The organism is Amycolatopsis sp. Poz14, from assembly GCF_006704225.1.
GTDB lineage: Bacteria > Actinomycetota > Actinomycetes > Mycobacteriales > Pseudonocardiaceae > Amycolatopsis > Amycolatopsis nivea.
This window is the reverse complement of record NZ_JACLHD010000001.1, coordinates 2,687,770-2,703,083: the sequence shown is the minus strand read 5'-3', so window position 1 is coordinate 2,703,083 and position 15,314 is coordinate 2,687,770. Positions and strand designations below refer to the sequence as shown.

15 protein-coding genes are annotated in these 15,314 nt (G+C 71.6%); 3 read left to right on the top strand and 12 right to left on the bottom strand.

What is annotated here, in order from left to right; translation table 11 throughout:
• The first annotated feature begins 123 nt into the window (after positions 1-123).
• The gene (locus FKO37_RS13375; protein WP_238604525.1) at positions 124-573 is read left to right on the top strand and encodes a DoxX family protein; all 450 of its coding nucleotides are present in this window, start codon (positions 124-126) and stop codon (positions 571-573) included.
• Between the two features lie 32 nt (positions 574-605).
• Here FKO37_RS13375 and FKO37_RS13370 read toward each other — a convergent pair whose 3' ends face one another.
• From FKO37_RS13370 to kynU, 6 genes are all read right to left on the bottom strand, one after another.
• Positions 606-1,205, bottom strand: a complete 600-nt coding sequence (locus tag FKO37_RS13370; RefSeq protein WP_009082429.1) for an ATP/GTP-binding protein — start codon at positions 1,203-1,205, stop codon at positions 606-608.
• Positions 1,186-1,560 (bottom strand): DUF742 domain-containing protein, encoded by a 375-nt coding sequence (locus tag FKO37_RS13365; RefSeq protein WP_037815208.1) that lies wholly within the window; start codon positions 1,558-1,560, stop codon positions 1,186-1,188. The genes FKO37_RS13370 and FKO37_RS13365 overlap by 20 nt, the downstream gene beginning before the upstream one ends.
• Entirely contained in the window at positions 1,557-1,973 is a 417-nt protein-coding gene (locus tag FKO37_RS13360) for a roadblock/LC7 domain-containing protein (protein ID WP_009082431.1), read from the bottom strand. Before FKO37_RS13360 ends, FKO37_RS13365 begins: the two co-directional genes overlap by 4 nt.
• A complete protein-coding gene (locus FKO37_RS13355; RefSeq protein ID WP_107051086.1) occupies positions 1,973-4,465 on the bottom strand; it encodes a nitrate- and nitrite sensing domain-containing protein in 2,493 nt (830 codons plus the stop codon). Before FKO37_RS13355 ends, FKO37_RS13360 begins: the two co-directional genes overlap by 1 nt.
• A 376-nt stretch (positions 4,466-4,841) precedes the next feature.
• Positions 4,842-5,132, bottom strand: a complete 291-nt coding sequence (locus FKO37_RS13350) for a hypothetical protein (RefSeq protein WP_037815209.1) — start codon at positions 5,130-5,132, stop codon at positions 4,842-4,844.
• Positions 5,133-5,344: 212 nt separating this feature from the next.
• Positions 5,345-6,535 carry a kynureninase gene (gene kynU / locus FKO37_RS13345; protein WP_238604524.1) on the bottom strand — a complete coding sequence of 397 codons (1,191 nt, stop codon included), beginning with the start codon at positions 6,533-6,535 and terminating at the stop codon, positions 5,345-5,347.
• A 146-nt stretch (positions 6,536-6,681) separates the two neighbouring features.
• Between kynU and FKO37_RS13340 the strand changes: the two genes are divergently transcribed.
• Positions 6,682-8,505 carry a long-chain fatty acid--CoA ligase gene (locus FKO37_RS13340; RefSeq protein ID WP_134734347.1) on the top strand — a complete coding sequence of 608 codons (1,824 nt, stop codon included), beginning with the start codon at positions 6,682-6,684 and terminating at the stop codon, positions 8,503-8,505.
• Between the two features lie 47 nt (positions 8,506-8,552).
• Here the strand turns inward: FKO37_RS13340 and FKO37_RS13335 are convergent, their stop codons facing one another.
• From FKO37_RS13335 to FKO37_RS13315, 5 genes are all read right to left on the bottom strand, one after another.
• On the bottom strand, positions 8,553-8,831 hold the full coding sequence (locus tag FKO37_RS13335) for an HPr family phosphocarrier protein (protein ID WP_107051082.1): 279 nt from the start codon (positions 8,829-8,831) through the stop codon (positions 8,553-8,555).
• 10 nt (positions 8,832-8,841) lie between these two features.
• Positions 8,842-10,299, bottom strand: coding sequence for a PTS fructose transporter subunit IIC (locus FKO37_RS13330; RefSeq protein WP_238604523.1), 1,458 nt, complete (start codon positions 10,297-10,299; stop codon positions 8,842-8,844).
• Position 10,300: 1 nt separating this feature from the next.
• Positions 10,301-10,753: a PTS sugar transporter subunit IIA gene (locus FKO37_RS13325; protein ID WP_238604522.1), complete on the bottom strand. Its 453-nt coding sequence runs from the start codon at positions 10,751-10,753 to the stop codon at positions 10,301-10,303.
• Entirely contained in the window at positions 10,750-11,694 is a 945-nt protein-coding gene (gene pfkB / locus FKO37_RS13320; RefSeq protein WP_238604521.1) for a 1-phosphofructokinase, read from the bottom strand. The genes FKO37_RS13325 and pfkB overlap by 4 nt, the downstream gene beginning before the upstream one ends.
• A gap of 85 nt (positions 11,695-11,779) precedes the next feature.
• Entirely contained in the window at positions 11,780-12,541 is a 762-nt protein-coding gene (locus FKO37_RS13315; RefSeq protein ID WP_238604520.1) for a DeoR/GlpR family DNA-binding transcription regulator, read from the bottom strand.
• Positions 12,542-12,644: 103 nt separating this feature from the next.
• Between FKO37_RS13315 and ptsP the strand changes: the two genes are divergently transcribed.
• A complete protein-coding gene (ptsP, locus tag FKO37_RS13310; protein WP_238604519.1) occupies positions 12,645-14,219 on the top strand; it encodes a phosphoenolpyruvate--protein phosphotransferase in 1,575 nt (524 codons plus the stop codon).
• Here ptsP and FKO37_RS13305 read toward each other — a convergent pair whose 3' ends face one another.
• Positions 14,220-15,116, bottom strand: coding sequence for an SDR family NAD(P)-dependent oxidoreductase (locus FKO37_RS13305; RefSeq protein ID WP_238604518.1), 897 nt, complete (start codon positions 15,114-15,116; stop codon positions 14,220-14,222).
• Between the last annotated feature and the right edge of the window lie 198 nt (positions 15,117-15,314).

The window sequence follows — 15,314 nt, the reverse complement described above, 5'->3', positions numbered from 1 at the left end:
CCAGCCCCCCTGACCAGCCCAAACACCGCCTCGAAAAAACTTCCCGGCGATGTGTCGATCCCGGCCGGCGACGTTCGACGCATAGGCAGAAGGCAGCCAACAGCCACCCGGGAGGGACCCAAGATGACCACCACCACCGCACCCAAGACCGCAGCCGCCACCACGACCGAGGCCACGAAGTCCCTGGCAGACCGAGTCCGCCCGACCGTACTGGCCCTCTTCCGCGCCGTGGTGTCGTTCCTCTTCCTCTGCCATGGCCTGATGGGCTTCGGTCTCTTCGGCGGCATCGACAACGCGGGCGGCGCGGTCCCCTTCGGCCAGTGGCCCGGTTACTGGGCCAGCCTGATCGAGGTCGTCGGCGCGGTCTTCGTCTTCGCCGGGCTCTTCACCCGCCTCTCCGCGACCGTGCTCTCCGGCGTCATGGCCTACGCCTACTTCACCGTGCACGCCCCGGAAGGCCTGCTCCCCCTGCACAACATGGGCGAGCCCGCCGCGCTCTTCGCCTGGATCTTCCTCGTCATCGCGGTGGTCGGCCCGGGCGCGGCCTCTCTGGACCAGCTGCGCCGCCGCTGAAAAACCGTGCCGTGAGCGGCAATCCCGGGAACCTACCCGGGGTTGCCGCTCACGAGCATCGCCCGTCCGAGCGCGTGCTCCATCAGCACCGTCAGCACCTGCTTGGTGGAATCCCGCTCCCGCGCGTCGCACAGCAGCAACGGCACCTGCGGATCCAGATCCAGCGCCCCGCGGACTTCCTCGGTCCCGTACCGGTAAGCGTCGTCGAAGCAGTTCACCCCGACCACGAACGGCAGCCCGCGCTGCTCGAAGAAATCCACGGCGGGGAAACAAGATTCGAGCCGCCGCGTGTCCGCCAGCACCACCGCGCCGAGCGCGCCCTCGGCCAGTTCGTCCCACATGAACCAGAACCGGTCCTGCCCCGGCGTGCCGAAGAGGTACAGGATCAGCTCGGGGTTGATGGTGATCCGGCCGAAGTCGAGCGCGACCGTCGTGGTGGTCTTGCCCTCGACGCCGGACAGGTCGTCCACGCCCTCGGACGCGGCGGTGATCACCTCTTCGGTGCGCAGCGGCGGCACCTCGCTGACCGAGCCGACCAGGGTCGTCTTGCCGACCCCGAACCCGCCCGCGACGAGCACCTTCACCGCTTGCGCGGTGAGCGACCGGCGGGGCTCAGAGTTTCCGGATGCCATCGAGAACCGCCTGGAGTACGTGGGGGCTGGGGGCGTCGGTCACCGGCGTCGCGGTGCGGAACAGCACGAGGTTGCGTTCTATCAAATCGCTCAGCAGCACCTTCACCACCGGCAGCGGGAGATCGACCCGCGCGGCCACCTCGGCGACCGAAACCGGGCGCTGGCACAGGGAAAGAATGCGCGAGTACTCCGGTTCGAGCCCGGGCGTCTCGCTCGCGGCGCGCAACGCGACGACGAGCGTGATGAGGTCGAGCCCGCGCGTGTCGGACCGGGTCCGCCCGCCGGTGACCGCATAGGACCGCACCAGCGGACCGGCCTCGTCCTCGTACCAGGATTCGCGGCCCTGCGCCGTCATGGCGAGGTCCGCTGGACCGCTCCGGCCCGCGGCGCCGCGGTGAGCACCGCACCGACCCGCTTGACCATCAGGTTCATCTCGTAGGCGACGAGCCCCATGTCCGCGTCGACCCCGGCCAGCAGCGCGAGGCACGCGCCCCGGCCTGCCGCGGTGACGAACAGGAACGCGTGGTCCATCTCGACCATCGTCTGCCGCACGTTGCCGCCGCCGAAGTGCCGTCCGGTGCCGCGGGCGAGGCTCTGGAACGCCGACGCGACCGCGGACAGGTGCTCCGCGTCCGCCTCGGACAGATTGCCCGACCGGCCGATCAGCAACCCGTCCGCGGACAGCACCACCGCGCGGTCCGCGCCGGCGACCCGCTGCACGAGGTCGTCGAGCAGCCAGTCGAGCTCGTTGACGCCGTTGTTCGCCATCAGTCGCGATCTCCGTACCTGTTGTCGTGCCCGGGATCGGCCTCGCGGGCCCGCCGGGTGCCCTGCTGGAACGCGCTGAGCCGGGAGCGGGCCTGCTCCGGCGAATCCTCGCGGACCTCGTCGGATTCCGGTGCCGGCCGGTCGCCGCGCAGTTGCGGGACGAGGTTCTGCTGCCGGCGCCGCTGCGGCAGCGGGGGCCGTCCGGGCGGACGCGGCGGCGCGGCCCGGCCGTTTTCGACCGCGGGACGCGGCGCGCGGCCGGCGTCCGCGGGCGGGCGCTGCTCGCGGTTGTGCGGCGGACGGGCCGGCGGCGCCTCGGCCACCGGACGCATCGCGCGGCGGGTCGGCGACTCCGGCCGCTGCTGCTCCGGCGCGACCCGCGGTTCCGGTGCGATCCGCGACGGCTGCGGCAGGTCCGCCCGCTGCGGTTCCGGACGCTTCCGTTGCGGCAGTTCCGGACGCTGCGGCTCAGCCCGCTGCGGTTCCGGCGCGGGCCGCGACGGCTCCACCGCGAGTCGGGACATCTCCGGCGTCCCGTCCGATTCCGGTTCCGCGTCGGCGTCCGAGGGCTCGGTCTCGCTGAGCGGAGCGAGCAAGTCCTTGCGCACCAACACGATCGCCCGGGTCCCGCCGTACGCGGACTCGCGCAGGTGCACCGAGATCCCGTGCCGCGACGCCAGCCGCGCGACCACGAACAGGCCCAGCCGCGGTTCGTCGGACAGCGCCATGATCCCGAAGTCCGGCGGGTCGGCGAGCATCGCGTTGAACTCGTCGGCCTGCTCCGGCTCGATGCCGAGGCCCTGGTCCTCGACCTCGATCACGACGCCCTTGCCGACCACGTTGCCGCGCAGTTCGACGCGCGATTCCGGCGGCGAGAACGACGTCGCGTTGTCGATCAGCTCGGCGAGCAGGTGCACGAGGTCGCCGACGACCGGGCCGCGCACCGCGACCTCCGGCAGCTTCGCCGTCTTCACCCGCGCGAAGTGCTCGGTTTCCGCCGCCGCGCCGCGGACGAGTTCGACCAGCGACACCGGATTGCGCCACTGCCGTCCGGGCTGGCCGCCGCCGAGGATGATCAGGTTCTCCGCGTTGCGCCGCGCGCGGGTGGAGAGGTGGTCGAGGCGGAACAGCGTGTCGAGCTGGTCCGGGTCCTCCTGCTTGCGCTCGGCGGCGTCGAGCACTTTCAGCTGCCGGTGCACGATCACCTGGCTGCGGTGCGCGATGTTGAGGAACACCGCCTTCGTGCCCTGCCGGGTCTTGGCCTCTTCGACCGCGGCGGCGAGCGCGGACTGCTGCGCGAGGTTGAACGCCTCGGCCACCTCGCCGATCTCGTCCGTGCCGTGGTCGAGCAGGTGCCCGCCCTCGTCGAGGTCCACGGGTTCCCCCGCCCGGATCCGGCCGACGAGTTCCGGCAGCCGCACCTCGGCCGCGTCGAGGGTGTCCTCGCGCAGCCGGGCGAGCCGGGAGATGAAGCGGTTCGACAGCCGGAGCGCGACCAGCACCACGGCGAGCGCGAACAGCACCGCCGCCGCGCCCGCGATGATCGAGTTCCGCAACGTGTCGTCCGCGTCGGTGATCGCCGCGTTGGTCGCGTGCGCGCTCTGCGCGGCGAACATCGTCATCAGCGTGGTGGCGACCTGCTTGGCGTCGGTCCGCCACTGCTCCAGCGGCACCGGAAGCTGTTTCGCGCCGGACAGCAAGGCGTTCTCGACCTGCGTCACGGTCGTCCACGCGGGACTGGAGACGAGCTTGTCGTAGTTCGCCCGCACCTCGGGCACCATCTGCGGCACCGATTGTTCGAGCTGCGCGTGGTACGCGCCGATCTGGCCGAGGTACGCGCGCTGCTCGTCGCCGGACAGCCCGCCCGCGGCGAGGCCGGCCGAGGCAAGTGCGTCGCTGCGCTGCATTTCCTCGGCGGCGTTGAAAATCGGGATCGCGGACAGCCGGGCGTAGGCGTTGTCCGCGCCGCGCGCGGCCTGCGCGAGACCGGCGACGCCCTGGGTGAACTGGTCGATGATCTGGTTGTAGAAGGAAAAAACCTCGAGCCGCGGCACCTGGCCGGCGTCGACCCGCTGGCGCAGCTGCGGCAGTTTCGCCTCCAGCGCGGCGAACGTGGCGATGTTCTGCTTGACGCTCGCGGGCACGTTCGAGTCGCTCGCGAAGTTGCCCTGCAGCACCGAGGTGATCTGCGCGGCGGACGCGTCCGTCTTCGGCCGGGTCGCCAGCAGCGCGGCGCGCGCGGCGTCCTGTCCGGCGAGCACGCTCATCGACAGCTGCCGCTCCTGTTCCGCGGCGAGCAGGAACGGAATGCCGGGGCCCTCCGAACCGCGAATCTTCTGCGCGTAACTTCGCGCCTGCGTCGCGTCGAAAATCAGGTATCCGGCGAGCGCGATACCGACGACGAGCAACGCCACGCTAGGAATCAACGCGATCGCGAGCACGCGAGAGCGAATCGAGGAGCCGCGGCCCTTTCGCCCGGAATTCTGCTTCACCGTGATCCGTTTTCCTTCCGGCACTGCTGTGGTATTCGGGTCCTCGGTGTTTTCGTTGCACCGGTCCGACCAGCCGGATCACAGTTCACCGTGGTCTGCGTTGCCCGCGACGACGGTAAGCAACCTTCACGGGTGAGTCAAGTCCGGACCCGCGTTGCCGTCATCCTCTTGTTACCTGCTAGTAACCCACTGTGGTGCTTGGAAAACTGATCACCACCGGACGTGACCTTGGTCGCACCGGCTCCGCCGCCGTCGGCAGGGAGCCCGCGCGTGAGGTCCGTCACGACGACGAGTCCGCGAAAACTCACCGGAAACTCATGCGCATTTCCGCATCGGCGGCGGAATCGAACGGAAAACCGAGATCGATTTCCGGAATTCAGCGCCGGACGCCATTCGGCGGCCGATGCGCGGAAAGCCGCGGCACCGGCGCGGTTTCGGTTTCCTCCGCCGCCTCGCGCCGGTCGCGCCGCAGCAGATCGTGCAGCATCTCCCGGCACGCCCACGCCAGCACCGCCACGGACGCGACCAGCACCGCCACCAGCGTCGATTCGACCGGATAGCGCGCGACCAGCCCGCCGAAACGCGCGAGCACGAAGCCGATGACCACGCCGACGAGCAGGGTCACGAGGTACGAGAGCGGCACTTCCCGGCCGCGGTTCTCGATCATTTCGGCCCCTTTCGCCCCGGATCCGCGCGGCGGACACCGCTGCCCGATCAGCTTCGGCCCGCGAAAAAACAGGCACCGAGCATACCCGTCGAGCAGCGCGCGGCGCGCCCGTCGATCACCCGAAGGGGCGAGCACGACACCGATTGTTCACCCGGGACCCGCGAATCCGGCCGGATCCCCGCGAATCCGCGAGGATATTGCGCGAATTCTTTTCAGCGCACCTCGCGCAGCACGGTCACCGCCCGCAGCACCTCGGCGTAAGTCGTGTACAGCGGGGCCAGCCCGAACCGCAGCACGTCCGGCGGCCGGAAATCCCCGAGCACCCCGCGTTCGTGCAGCGCGTTCATCGTCTGCTGCCCGCCCGCGTCCCGCACCGAAACCTGGTGCCCGCGCGTGTGTTCGCGCGGCGTCGGAATGTCGGCTCCGGGAAGCAGTTCGTCCGCACACCGGAAAAAGAAGTCGCCCAGCGCCAAGCCTTTCGCGCGCAGCACGGAAAGGTCGACGCCGTCCCAGACGTCCAGCGCGGCGTCGAGCGCGAGCATCGACAGGATGTCCGGCGTGCCTGCCCGGGCGCGCGCGATCCCCGCGCTGCCGCGGTACCCGGATTCCATGCCGAACGGATCCGCGTGTCCGGCCCATCCGGCGAGCGGCTGATCGAATTCCGCCTGATGCCGCTGTGCCACATAGACGAACGCGGGCGAACCCGGTCCGCCGTTGAGGAATTTGTACGTACAACCCACCGCGAAGTCGACGTCGCACGCGTCCAGCTCAACCGGAATCGCGCCGACACTGTGGCAGAGATCCCAGACCGCGAGCGCGCCCGCCGCGTGCACCGCCTCGGTGACCGACGGCATGTCGTGCAGCCGCCCGCTGACGTAATCGACGTGGTTCACGAGCACCGCGGCGGTCCGCTCGCTCACCGCGCCGGGCAGCTCCGCCACCGGCACGCGCCGCACGGCGTGCCCGGTGAGCCGGGCCGCCTGGTCGGCCACGTAGCCGTCGGTCGGGAAGGTGGCGGCGTCGACCAGGACCTCGTCGCGACCGGGGTTCGCCCGCACCGCCGCGACGAGCACCTTGAACAGGTCCACGCTCGTCGAATCCGCCACCACGACCTGCCCGGCCGCGGCCCCGACCAGCGGCGCGATCCGCTCCCCGACGCGCTGCGGGGCTTCCCACCAGCCCTCGGTCCACGACCGGATCAGCCGCCGCCCCCACTGCTGCCGCACCACCTGGCTCACCCGCTCCGCGACGTGTTTCGGCGGCGCGCCAAGGGAATTCCCGTCGAAGTACGCGACTTCCGGGTCAAGGTCGAACTCCGCGCGCTTCGCGGCGAGCGGGTCGGCGGCGTCGAGTGCGGCGGCCTCGTCGGCAAGGCTCTCGCTGCGCACGGCGGATTCGGTCATCGACGCTCCTCGGGGTTCCGGTTCGCCCCCTTTCTAACAGGAGCCGGGCCGGTCCCTCGAGCGCCGAGGCTGGCCGGGATTCTCTATCGGCCGCCGCTTCGACGACCTAGAGTGACCTGACCAGGCACCACCGGAGGAGGTCAGCGTTGACCCAGTCGATCGCCGAACAAGCCGAGGGCCAGACCATCCCGCTGCTGCTGCGGCGCAACGCCGTCGAGTACGGGGACCGGCCCGCGCTCACGTCGCTCGATCTCGAGGGCCGTCCGACGCTCACCTGGAGCGAGTTCCGGACCGCGATCGCCGAGGTGTCGCGCGGGCTCGCCGGGCTCGGCCTCGCCGCGGGCGACCGAATGCTGATCATGGCCCCGAGTTCGCCGGACCACCTCGTCGCAGACCTCGCGGCGGTCCATCTGGCGGCCATCCCGTGCACGGCGTACGCGACGCTCAGCCCGGAGCAGATCCGCTACGTCGCGCGGCACAGCGCCGCCCCGATCGTCGTCCTCGCCGGCGCCGACGAGCTGTCGCGCTGGCTGCCGGTGCTCGACGACCTGCCCGCGCTGCGCCGCGTGGTGGTCATGGACGAATCCGCGATCCCGGACGGCGACGACCGGTTCGTCGCGTACTCCGCGGTGCGCGAAACCGGCCGCGCCGCGCTCGCCGCCGACCCCGAGGCGTTCGACCGGGCTTGGCAGGGGATCCGCCCGGACGACCCGCTCGCGATGATCTACACCTCCGGCACCACCGGCGACCCCAAGGGCGTCGTGCTCTCCCACCGCAACGCGATCCACGAGGGTATCGCCGTGCACACGCTGCACAAGGCCCCGATGCACGCCACGAACATCGCGTACCTGCCGCTGGCGCACATCGCCGAACGCGAGCTGTCGATCTACCTGCCGATCGTCGCGGCGGGCCACGTGCACACGATCGGCGATCCGTCCGGCGTCGTCGCGGCGCTCGGCCAGGTGCGTCCGCAGAGCTTCTTCGGCGTGCCGCGGGTGTGGGAAAAGATGGTCGCGGGCCTGAAGAACATGCTCGCCGGCGTTCCCGAGGACCGGCGCGAGGCACTCATCTCGGCCAACGAACTCCTGCAAGAGGGCTACAAACTCCGCAGCGCGGGCGAGGAACTGCCCGCCGATCTCGCCGAGCGCATCGCGAAGACCGACGAGACCGTGCTCGCCCCGGTGCGCGGGCTGCTCGGGCTCGACCAATTGCACATCGCGTCCAGCGGCGCGGCCGCGTTGCCGCTGGAAGTGCTGTACTTCCTCGCCGGGCTCGGCGTCGAGATCCGCGAGGTCTGGGGCCTGTCCGAGACCACCGGCGCGGCGACCGCGAACAGCGCCGACGCGTTCCGCGCGGGCACCGTCGGCCGTCCGATCGACGGCGTCGAGGTGAAAACCGGCGAGGACGGCGAACTGCTCGTCCGAGGTCCGATCGTCTTCCTCGGCTACCTGCAGCCGGACGGCACGATCGAACCGGCCACCGACGCCGACGGCTGGTTCGCCACCGGCGACATCGGCACGATCGACGACGACGGCTACGTCACGATCACCGACCGCAAGAAGGAACTGATCATCACCTCGAGCGGCAAGAACATCGCGCCGACCCGGATCGAGGGCCTGCTGAAGGAACACCCGCTGATCGGCCAGGCGGTCGCGATCGGCGACGCGCGGCCGTACGTGACCGCGCTGATCGTGCTCGACGACGAGATCGCGCCCGGCTGGGCCGCGGCCAACGGCGTCGAGGCGGCGGACATCGAAACGCTGGCCCAGCACGAGGCGGTCCAGGCGGAAATCGCGCGGGCCGTCGAGTCAGCCAACAGCAGGCTCGCGCGGGCCGAGCAGATCAAGCGCTACCACGTCATCACCACCGCGTGGACGCCCGAGACGGGCGAGCTGACCCCGACGCTCAAGCTCAAGCGCCGGGTGATCAACGAGCGCTACCAGCCGGACATCGCTTCGCTCTACGCGTGAAAACGGTGCGGCCGGGGAAAGTCCCGGCCGCACCGTTTCCCGGCGGATCAGGCGTCGAGATCCTTGGCGATCAACTCGACCAGCACGTCCACCGACTCCCGAGCCTGCGCGCCGTCCGCACTGAGCTCGACCTCGTCGCCATGCGCGGCCCCAAGAGTCATCAGACTGAGCACACTCCCCGCGTCCACCGGGTCGCCGACCGCGCCACCGGACACCTTGGCGATCCGAACCTTCGCGGGCTGCGCGGCAGCGGTCTGCGCGACCAGCCCGGCCGGACGGGCGTGCAGTCCGACCCTGCTGGCGACGACGATGCGGCGTTGGTACACGACAGCCTCCTCAGGCATTGACCGGATGAGCGGAAACAGCGGCGGCCGGCTCGGCGGAACGGAACCGCAACTGCTTGAGCAGGACCACCGACGTGGCGGCGACCAGCGTCCCGGCCACGAGCGCGACCAGGAACAGCAGCGGGTTGCCGATCAGCGGCACCACGAAGATCCCGCCGTGCGGCGCGCGCAGCGTCGCGCCGAAAGCCATCGACAGCGCTCCGGTGACGGCCGAACCGGCCATGATCGACGGGATCACCCGGAACGGATCCGCCGCGGCGAACGGGATCGCGCCCTCGGTGATGAACGAGGCGCCGAGCAGCCACGCGGCCCTGCCGTTCTCGCGCTCCGCGGCGGTGAACAGCTTCTTCCGCACGGTCGAGGCGAGCGCGAGGGCGAGCGGCGGCACCATCCCGGCCGCCATCACCGCGGCCATGATCTGCAGCGAACCGGCACTGCCGGTGGTCAGGCCGCCGACGGCGAACGCGTACGCGGCCTTGTTGACCGGACCGCCCATGTCGAACGCCATCATCAGCCCGAGCAGCGCGCCCAGCAGCACCGCGCTGGTGCCGCTCAGGCTGTTGAGCCAGTGGGTGAGGCCGGTGGTGGCGATCGCGATCGGCTTGCCGACCACGACGTACATCAGCACGCCGACCACGACGGTCCCGAGCAGCGGGTAGACGACCACCGGCATGATCCCGCGCATCGCCTTCGGCACCCGGATCTTCTTGAGCCCCAGCACCACGCCGCCGGCGAACAGCCCGGCCACCAGGCCGCCGAGGAATCCGGCCCCGATGGCGACCGAGACCGCCCCGCCGACGAAACCGGGTGCGATGGCGGGCCGGTCGGCCATCGCGAACGCGATGAACCCGGCGAGCACCGGCACCAGGAACTGGAACGCCACGCTGCCGATCTGGTACATCAGCGCGGCCCAGCCGGCGAGCGAACCGGCGTCGAAATGCTCGGTGACCTTGGGCGCGTCGGCGATCTGGTACCCGCCGAGCGCGAAGCTCACCGCGATCAGCAGCCCGCCCGCGGCGACGAACGGGATGAGGTAGCTGACGCCGGTCATCAGCCACTGCCGGATCCGGGAGCCGAGCCGGTCGTGCTCGCCGACCTTGGTGGTCAGTTCCGGTTCCGCGGCGGCGGGCCGGTCGGCGGGCGGCTCCGCAGCAGCGGCCTTCGCCCGTTCGAACAGCCCGGCCGCGTCGTTGATCGCGGCCTTCACCGGGGCCTCGACGATCGGCTTGCCCGCGAACCGTTCCCGGCCGGCCACGGCGAGGTCGGCGGCGAAGATGACCGCGTCGGCGTCCGCGATGTCCGCCGCGGACAACGGTTCGGAACCGGCGGAGCCCTGCGTCTCGACCACGATCGTGTCGCCGTTGGCCTTCGCGGTCTGCTCCAGCGATTCGGCGGCCATGTACGTGTGCGCGATGCCGGTGGGGCACGCGGTGATGGCGACGAACTTCATGTCAGTACACCTCCTCGCCGATGTAGGCCGCGACCGCCGCGGGATCGGCGGCGTCCAGCAGGGTCTGCTTGAACTCCGCGCGGACGAGCCGGCGGGCCAGCGCGGCGAGCACCTTCAGGTGCGCGGAATCCGCGCCGTCCGGCGCGGCGATGAGGAAGATCAGCTTCGCCGGGCCGTCCGGGGCACCGAAATCGATGCCGTCAGTGCTGCGGCCGAAGGCGAGCGTCGGCGCGGTGACGGCGGCCGAGCGGCAGTGCGGGATGCCGATGCCGCCCTCCAGCCCGGTGGCCATCTGCTCCTCGCGAGCGGCGACGTCCTTGAGGAACAGTTCGAGGTCGGTCACCCGCCCGGCGGACACGAGCCGTCCGGCGAGCTCGCGGACCGCGGCGTTCTTGTCCGCGGCGGCGAGCTCGAGGTCGACCAGGTCGGCGGTGATCAGGTCTGAGGTGGTCATGCTGCGGCTCCGCTGAGGGTGAGGGTGGGATCGGCGGCGAGCAGGCGCACCTGGTCCGGGTGCACGTCCTGCGGGGCGGGCATGCGGCTGCCCTCCTGCGCGACCGCGGCGGTGCCGTAGGCGACCGCGGCGCGCAGGGCTTGGGGGCCGGTTCCTCCCGCGTGGAGGAATCCGGCGAGTGCGGCGTCTCCGGCACCGACGGTGCTGCGCACGGCGACCAACGGGCCGAGCGCGTGCCAGGTCTCGGTGCCCTCGACCAGCACGGCGCCGCGCGCGCCGAGGCTGACCAGCACCGCGCCGACGCCCTCGGCGACCAGACCGCGGCACACCTGCACCACGTCGCCGAGCTGGGGCAGCGACCGCCCGGCCAGCTCGGCCAGCTCGTCGAGGTTCGGCTTGATCAGGTCGGGGCGGGCGGCGAGCGCGGCGGCCAGCGGCGCCCCGGAGGAGTCGACGGCGACCTTCGCCCCGGCGTCGCGGGCGAGTTCGCCGAGCTGGGCGTAGAAATCGTCGGGCACCCCGGCCGGCACGCTCCCGCAGCACACGACCCATTCGGCGCGCGCGGCGAGTTCGACGGTGCGCTGCCGCAGAACGGCCAGCTCCGCCGGGGAAAGCTCCGGGCCGGGCTCGTTGATCTTGGTGGTCGTGCCGTCCGCTTCGACCAGGGTGATGTTGCTGCGGGTGGTGCCGGAGATCGGCACCGCGACGACGGGCACGCCCTCCGGCGCGAGCAGGTCGGCCAGCCGCTCGCCGACCGGACCGCCGGCCGGAAGCAACGCGACGGTCGGCGACCCGGCGGCGGCGAGCGCGCGGGAAACGTTGACGCCCTTGCCACCGGGATCAAGCCGGACCCGGGAGGCACGCAGCACCTCGCCGCGCCGAAGCTCGCCGAGCTGAGCGGTGCGATCCAGGCTCGGGTTGGGCGTGACGGTGACGATCATGCGACCACCGCCAGGGCGGCCAGCAGAACGATCTCCGGCAGCCCGCGGTCGCGGTCCAGACTCCGGTCGGGCGTGACAACGGCACTCATGCGAGCACCACCTCAGGACCGGCCTCTTCCAGCTCCGCGACCGCGCCCGCGTCGATCCCGCCGTCGGTCACCAGCACGTCGATCTCCGACAAGCGGGCGAACCGGCTGAGCTGGTCCGCGCCGTACTTGCTGTGGTCGGCGAGCAGGACGCGGCGGCGGGCAGCGGCGACGAGAGCGGACTTCACCGCGGCCTCCTCGACGTCCGGCGTCGTGCAGCCGTGTTCGGCGGAAAACCCGTTCGCGCCAAGGAAAGCGACGTCGGCGAGCAGTCCGTCGAGCGCGTGCAGCGACGCGGAACCGACCGTCGCGAGCGTCGTCCCGCGGATCCGGCCGCCGAGGATGTGCAGCGTGATTCCCGGGCGGGCGGCCAGGATCGACGCGATCGAAAGGGAGTTCGTGATGACCGTCAGGTCGCGATCGGCCGGAAGAAGCGTCGCCAGGCGGCTGGTCGTGGTGCCCGCGTCGAGCAGCACCGAACCGCGGTCGGGGACCTGGTCGAGCGCGGCGCGGGCGATCGCGTCCTTCTCCGCGGCGTTGGTCTGGTCGCGCTGGGCGACCTCGGGCTCGAAGTCGAGCCGGTCCACCGCGACCGCGCCGCCGTAGACCCGGCGGACGACGCCCTGGCGTTCGAGGACGCCGAGGTCGCGGCGGATGGTCTCGGGCGCGACGCCCAGTTCGGCGGCGAGGTCGCCCACGTCGACCCGTCCGTCTCGGCGTGCCCGCTGTGCGAGGAGCTGATGCCGTTCGGCGGCGTACATGCCCGTTCCTCTCCGCTGTTTGCCCGTTGTCATTTGATTGTGCCCGTTGTTACCGTACTGTCAATCCCCAGTTACAAGATCCTTTGCTCCCGGAGGTCTCGCCATGTCGTTGTCCGGAGTCGGAGTCAGCCCCGGCCAAGCACAGGGCCCGCGCGTTGTCGTGGCCACTGACCTGGGAAAACCCGAGGACCGGCCGGTGCCCGCCGACCTGGCGCGGGAGGCGGACCGGATCGCGCCCGCCGCCGCCCGGGTCGCTGCCCGGTTGTCCGATCGTGCCCGTTCCGTGTCCGGTGCTGCCCGGTCAGTCGTGGAGACGACCGCGGCGATGGCGGCGGATCCGGCGCTGCTCGCGTCCGCCGAACAGCTCGTCCGGGAGCAGTCGCTGCCCGCTCCGCGCGCGGTCTGGGAGGCGGCCGCGAAGTTCATGACGGCGCTCGAAGCCGCCGGCGGATATCTGGCCGAGCGCGCCCGCGACGTCGCCGACGTGCGGGACCGGATCGTCGCGGACCTGCTCGGGGTGACGCCGCCGGGCGTGCCCGAGCTGACGGTGCCGAGCGTGCTCGTGGCCCGCGATCTCGCCCCGGCCGACACCGCCGGTCTCGACCCGGAACTGGTCCTCGCGCTGGTCACGGAAGAGGGCGGACCGACCAGTCACACCGCGATTCTCGCGCGGGCACTGGGAATTCCGGCCGTGGTCGCGTGCTCCGGAGTGCTCGCCGCGGACAGTCCTGGCCTCGCGGTGGACGGCTCCGCCGGAACGGTTTCGCCGTCCGACGCCACCGTGCGCGCCGCGATCCGGAAGCCGCGCGCGGAATGGGACGGCGTCGGCGCACTCGCCGACGGGCATCCGGTGAAGCTGCTCGCGAACGTCGGCTCGGCGGCGGACGCCCGCGCCGCGGCCGAGGCGGGTGCGGAGGGAATCGGCTTGTTCCGCACGGAATTCTGCTACCTCGCAGCGACGGACGAGCCCTCCGCGGAGGCGCAGCGCGAGGCCTATGCCGCGGTGCTGGCGCCGTTCGCCGGGAAGCCGGTGATCGTCCGGACGCTCGACGCCGGTTCGGACAAACCGTTGGCGTTCTTGGACATGGGCGACGAACCGAACCCGGCGCTGGGCGTGCGCGGCGTGCGCGTCGCGTTCGACCGGCCGGAGCTGCTGGACCGGCAGCTGACCGCGATCGCGGGCGCCGCCGCCGACACCGGGGCCGAGCTTTCGGTGATGGCGCCGATGATCGCGACCGCCGCCGAGGCACGCTGGTTCGCCGACCGCGCGCGGGCCGCGGGGATCGCCCGGGTCGGCGTGATGATCGAGATCCCGGCGGCGGCCTTGTGCGCCAAGGAAATCCTCGCCGAGGTCGACTTCGTGTCGCTGGGCACCAACGATCTGGCGCAGTACGTCTTCGCCGCCGACCGGCAGCTCGGCGCGGTCGCCGCGCTCAACGACCCCAGCCAGACCGCGTTGCTGCGCCTCGTCGGCATGGTCGCCGAGGCCGGGGCCGCCGCCGGGAAACCGGTCGGCGTGTGCGGGGAGGCCGCCGCCGACCCGGGACTGGCCCCGGTGCTGGCCGGGCTCGGGGTGACCAGCCTGTCGATGAACTCCGCCGCCCTCGCCTCGGTCGGCGCGACGCTGCGCGCGATCGACCTGCCCGGCTGCCGCGAAGCCGCCGCGAAAGCCCGCTGATCACGACGCCCGGATCGAGTTCTCCGTCCACTTGCGCAGCCGCGGCGGCACGCGCTTCTCCAGTCCGTAGTTCTCCAGGTGGGCGGAGAACACCTCGTCGAACGCCTGCTGCACGGTCTCGGTGTCCCAGTCCGGCCGCTCCAGGATCGGCTGCTTCAGATACGGCTGCCCCATCACGTGCAGCTGCGGCCCGTTGCACCGGATCATCTGCCCGGTGATGCCGTGCGACCCGTCGCCGAGCAGGAACAGCACGACCGGCGCGATCTTCGCCGGCGTGCGCTCCGGCGGGCAGGCCCGCAGCGCGCGTTCGGATTTCCACACCATCCGGGTGTGCGCCACCGGGCACACCGCGTTCACCCGGATCCCGGAATCGTCGAGGTCGAGCGCCCACGAATAGGTCAGCGACGCGACCGCGCCCTTGCTCGCCGAGTACACCCCGAGCTTGCGCTGCCCGAGCGACGCGCCGGAGGAGATGTTCACGATCGACCCGCCGCCGCCCGCGCCGACCATCGCCCGGATCGCGGCCAGCCCGGTGTACATCACGCCGAGCACGTTCACCTCGACCAGCTGGCGGGCCTGCTCCGCGTCGTCCTCCCAGGGCAGCGCCTCGTAGTTGAGCCCCGCGTTGTTGACCAGGCCGTCGATCCGGCCGAACTCGGCGACGCACTGGTCGACGATCGCCTGCGCCTGCGCCGGGTCGGCCACGCTGTGCCCGTTCGCGACCGCGCGCCCGCCGTGGCCGCGGATGGTCCCGGCGGTGCGCTCGGCCAGGTCGGCGTCCACGTCGTTGACCACCACCGCGCCGCCCGCCCTGGCGACGTGCACGGCGAACGCCTCCCCGAGCCCGCGTCCGGCCCCGGTCACGACCACGGCCTTGTCCTTCAACAGTCTGTCCACGCTCACTCCCCGCTGGTGCGCCCGGCGCGAGGACGGCCGCTCCGCCGGGTCTCTCCCAGTGTTGGACCGTTCGGCCCAATCGCACCGGACGATGGCGACGAACGGTGGTCGCGCTGCGCCGAACGAGGAAAGCTGATCAGTGCCACGGATACCCCGCGGCAGGTCAGTCCGAACGGCTCCGCGTTCCGGCCACCGGAT

Bases quoted from the DNA above. Each gene is read 5' to 3' on its own strand.
- FKO37_RS13375 (WP_238604525.1), top strand. From the start codon at position 124: ATGACCACCACCACCGCACCCAAGACCGCAGCCGCCACCACGACCGAG.
- FKO37_RS13370 (WP_009082429.1), bottom strand. From the start codon at position 1,205: ATGGCATCCGGAAACTCTGAGCCCCGCCGGTCGCTCACCGCGCAAGCG.
- FKO37_RS13365 (WP_037815208.1), bottom strand. From the start codon at position 1,560: ATGACGGCGCAGGGCCGCGAATCCTGGTACGAGGACGAGGCCGGTCCG.
- FKO37_RS13360 (WP_009082431.1), bottom strand. From the start codon at position 1,973: ATGGCGAACAACGGCGTCAACGAGCTCGACTGGCTGCTCGACGACCTC.
- FKO37_RS13350 (WP_037815209.1), bottom strand. From the start codon at position 5,132: ATGATCGAGAACCGCGGCCGGGAAGTGCCGCTCTCGTACCTCGTGACC.
- kynU (WP_238604524.1), bottom strand. From the start codon at position 6,535: ATGACCGAATCCGCCGTGCGCAGCGAGAGCCTTGCCGACGAGGCCGCC.
- FKO37_RS13330 (WP_238604523.1), bottom strand. From the start codon at position 10,299: ATGAAGTTCGTCGCCATCACCGCGTGCCCCACCGGCATCGCGCACACG.
- FKO37_RS13325 (WP_238604522.1), bottom strand. From the start codon at position 10,753: ATGACCACCTCAGACCTGATCACCGCCGACCTGGTCGACCTCGAGCTC.
- pfkB (WP_238604521.1), bottom strand. From the start codon at position 11,694: ATGATCGTCACCGTCACGCCCAACCCGAGCCTGGATCGCACCGCTCAG.
- FKO37_RS13315 (WP_238604520.1), bottom strand. From the start codon at position 12,541: ATGTACGCCGCCGAACGGCATCAGCTCCTCGCACAGCGGGCACGCCGA.
- ptsP (WP_238604519.1), top strand. From the start codon at position 12,645: ATGTCGTTGTCCGGAGTCGGAGTCAGCCCCGGCCAAGCACAGGGCCCG.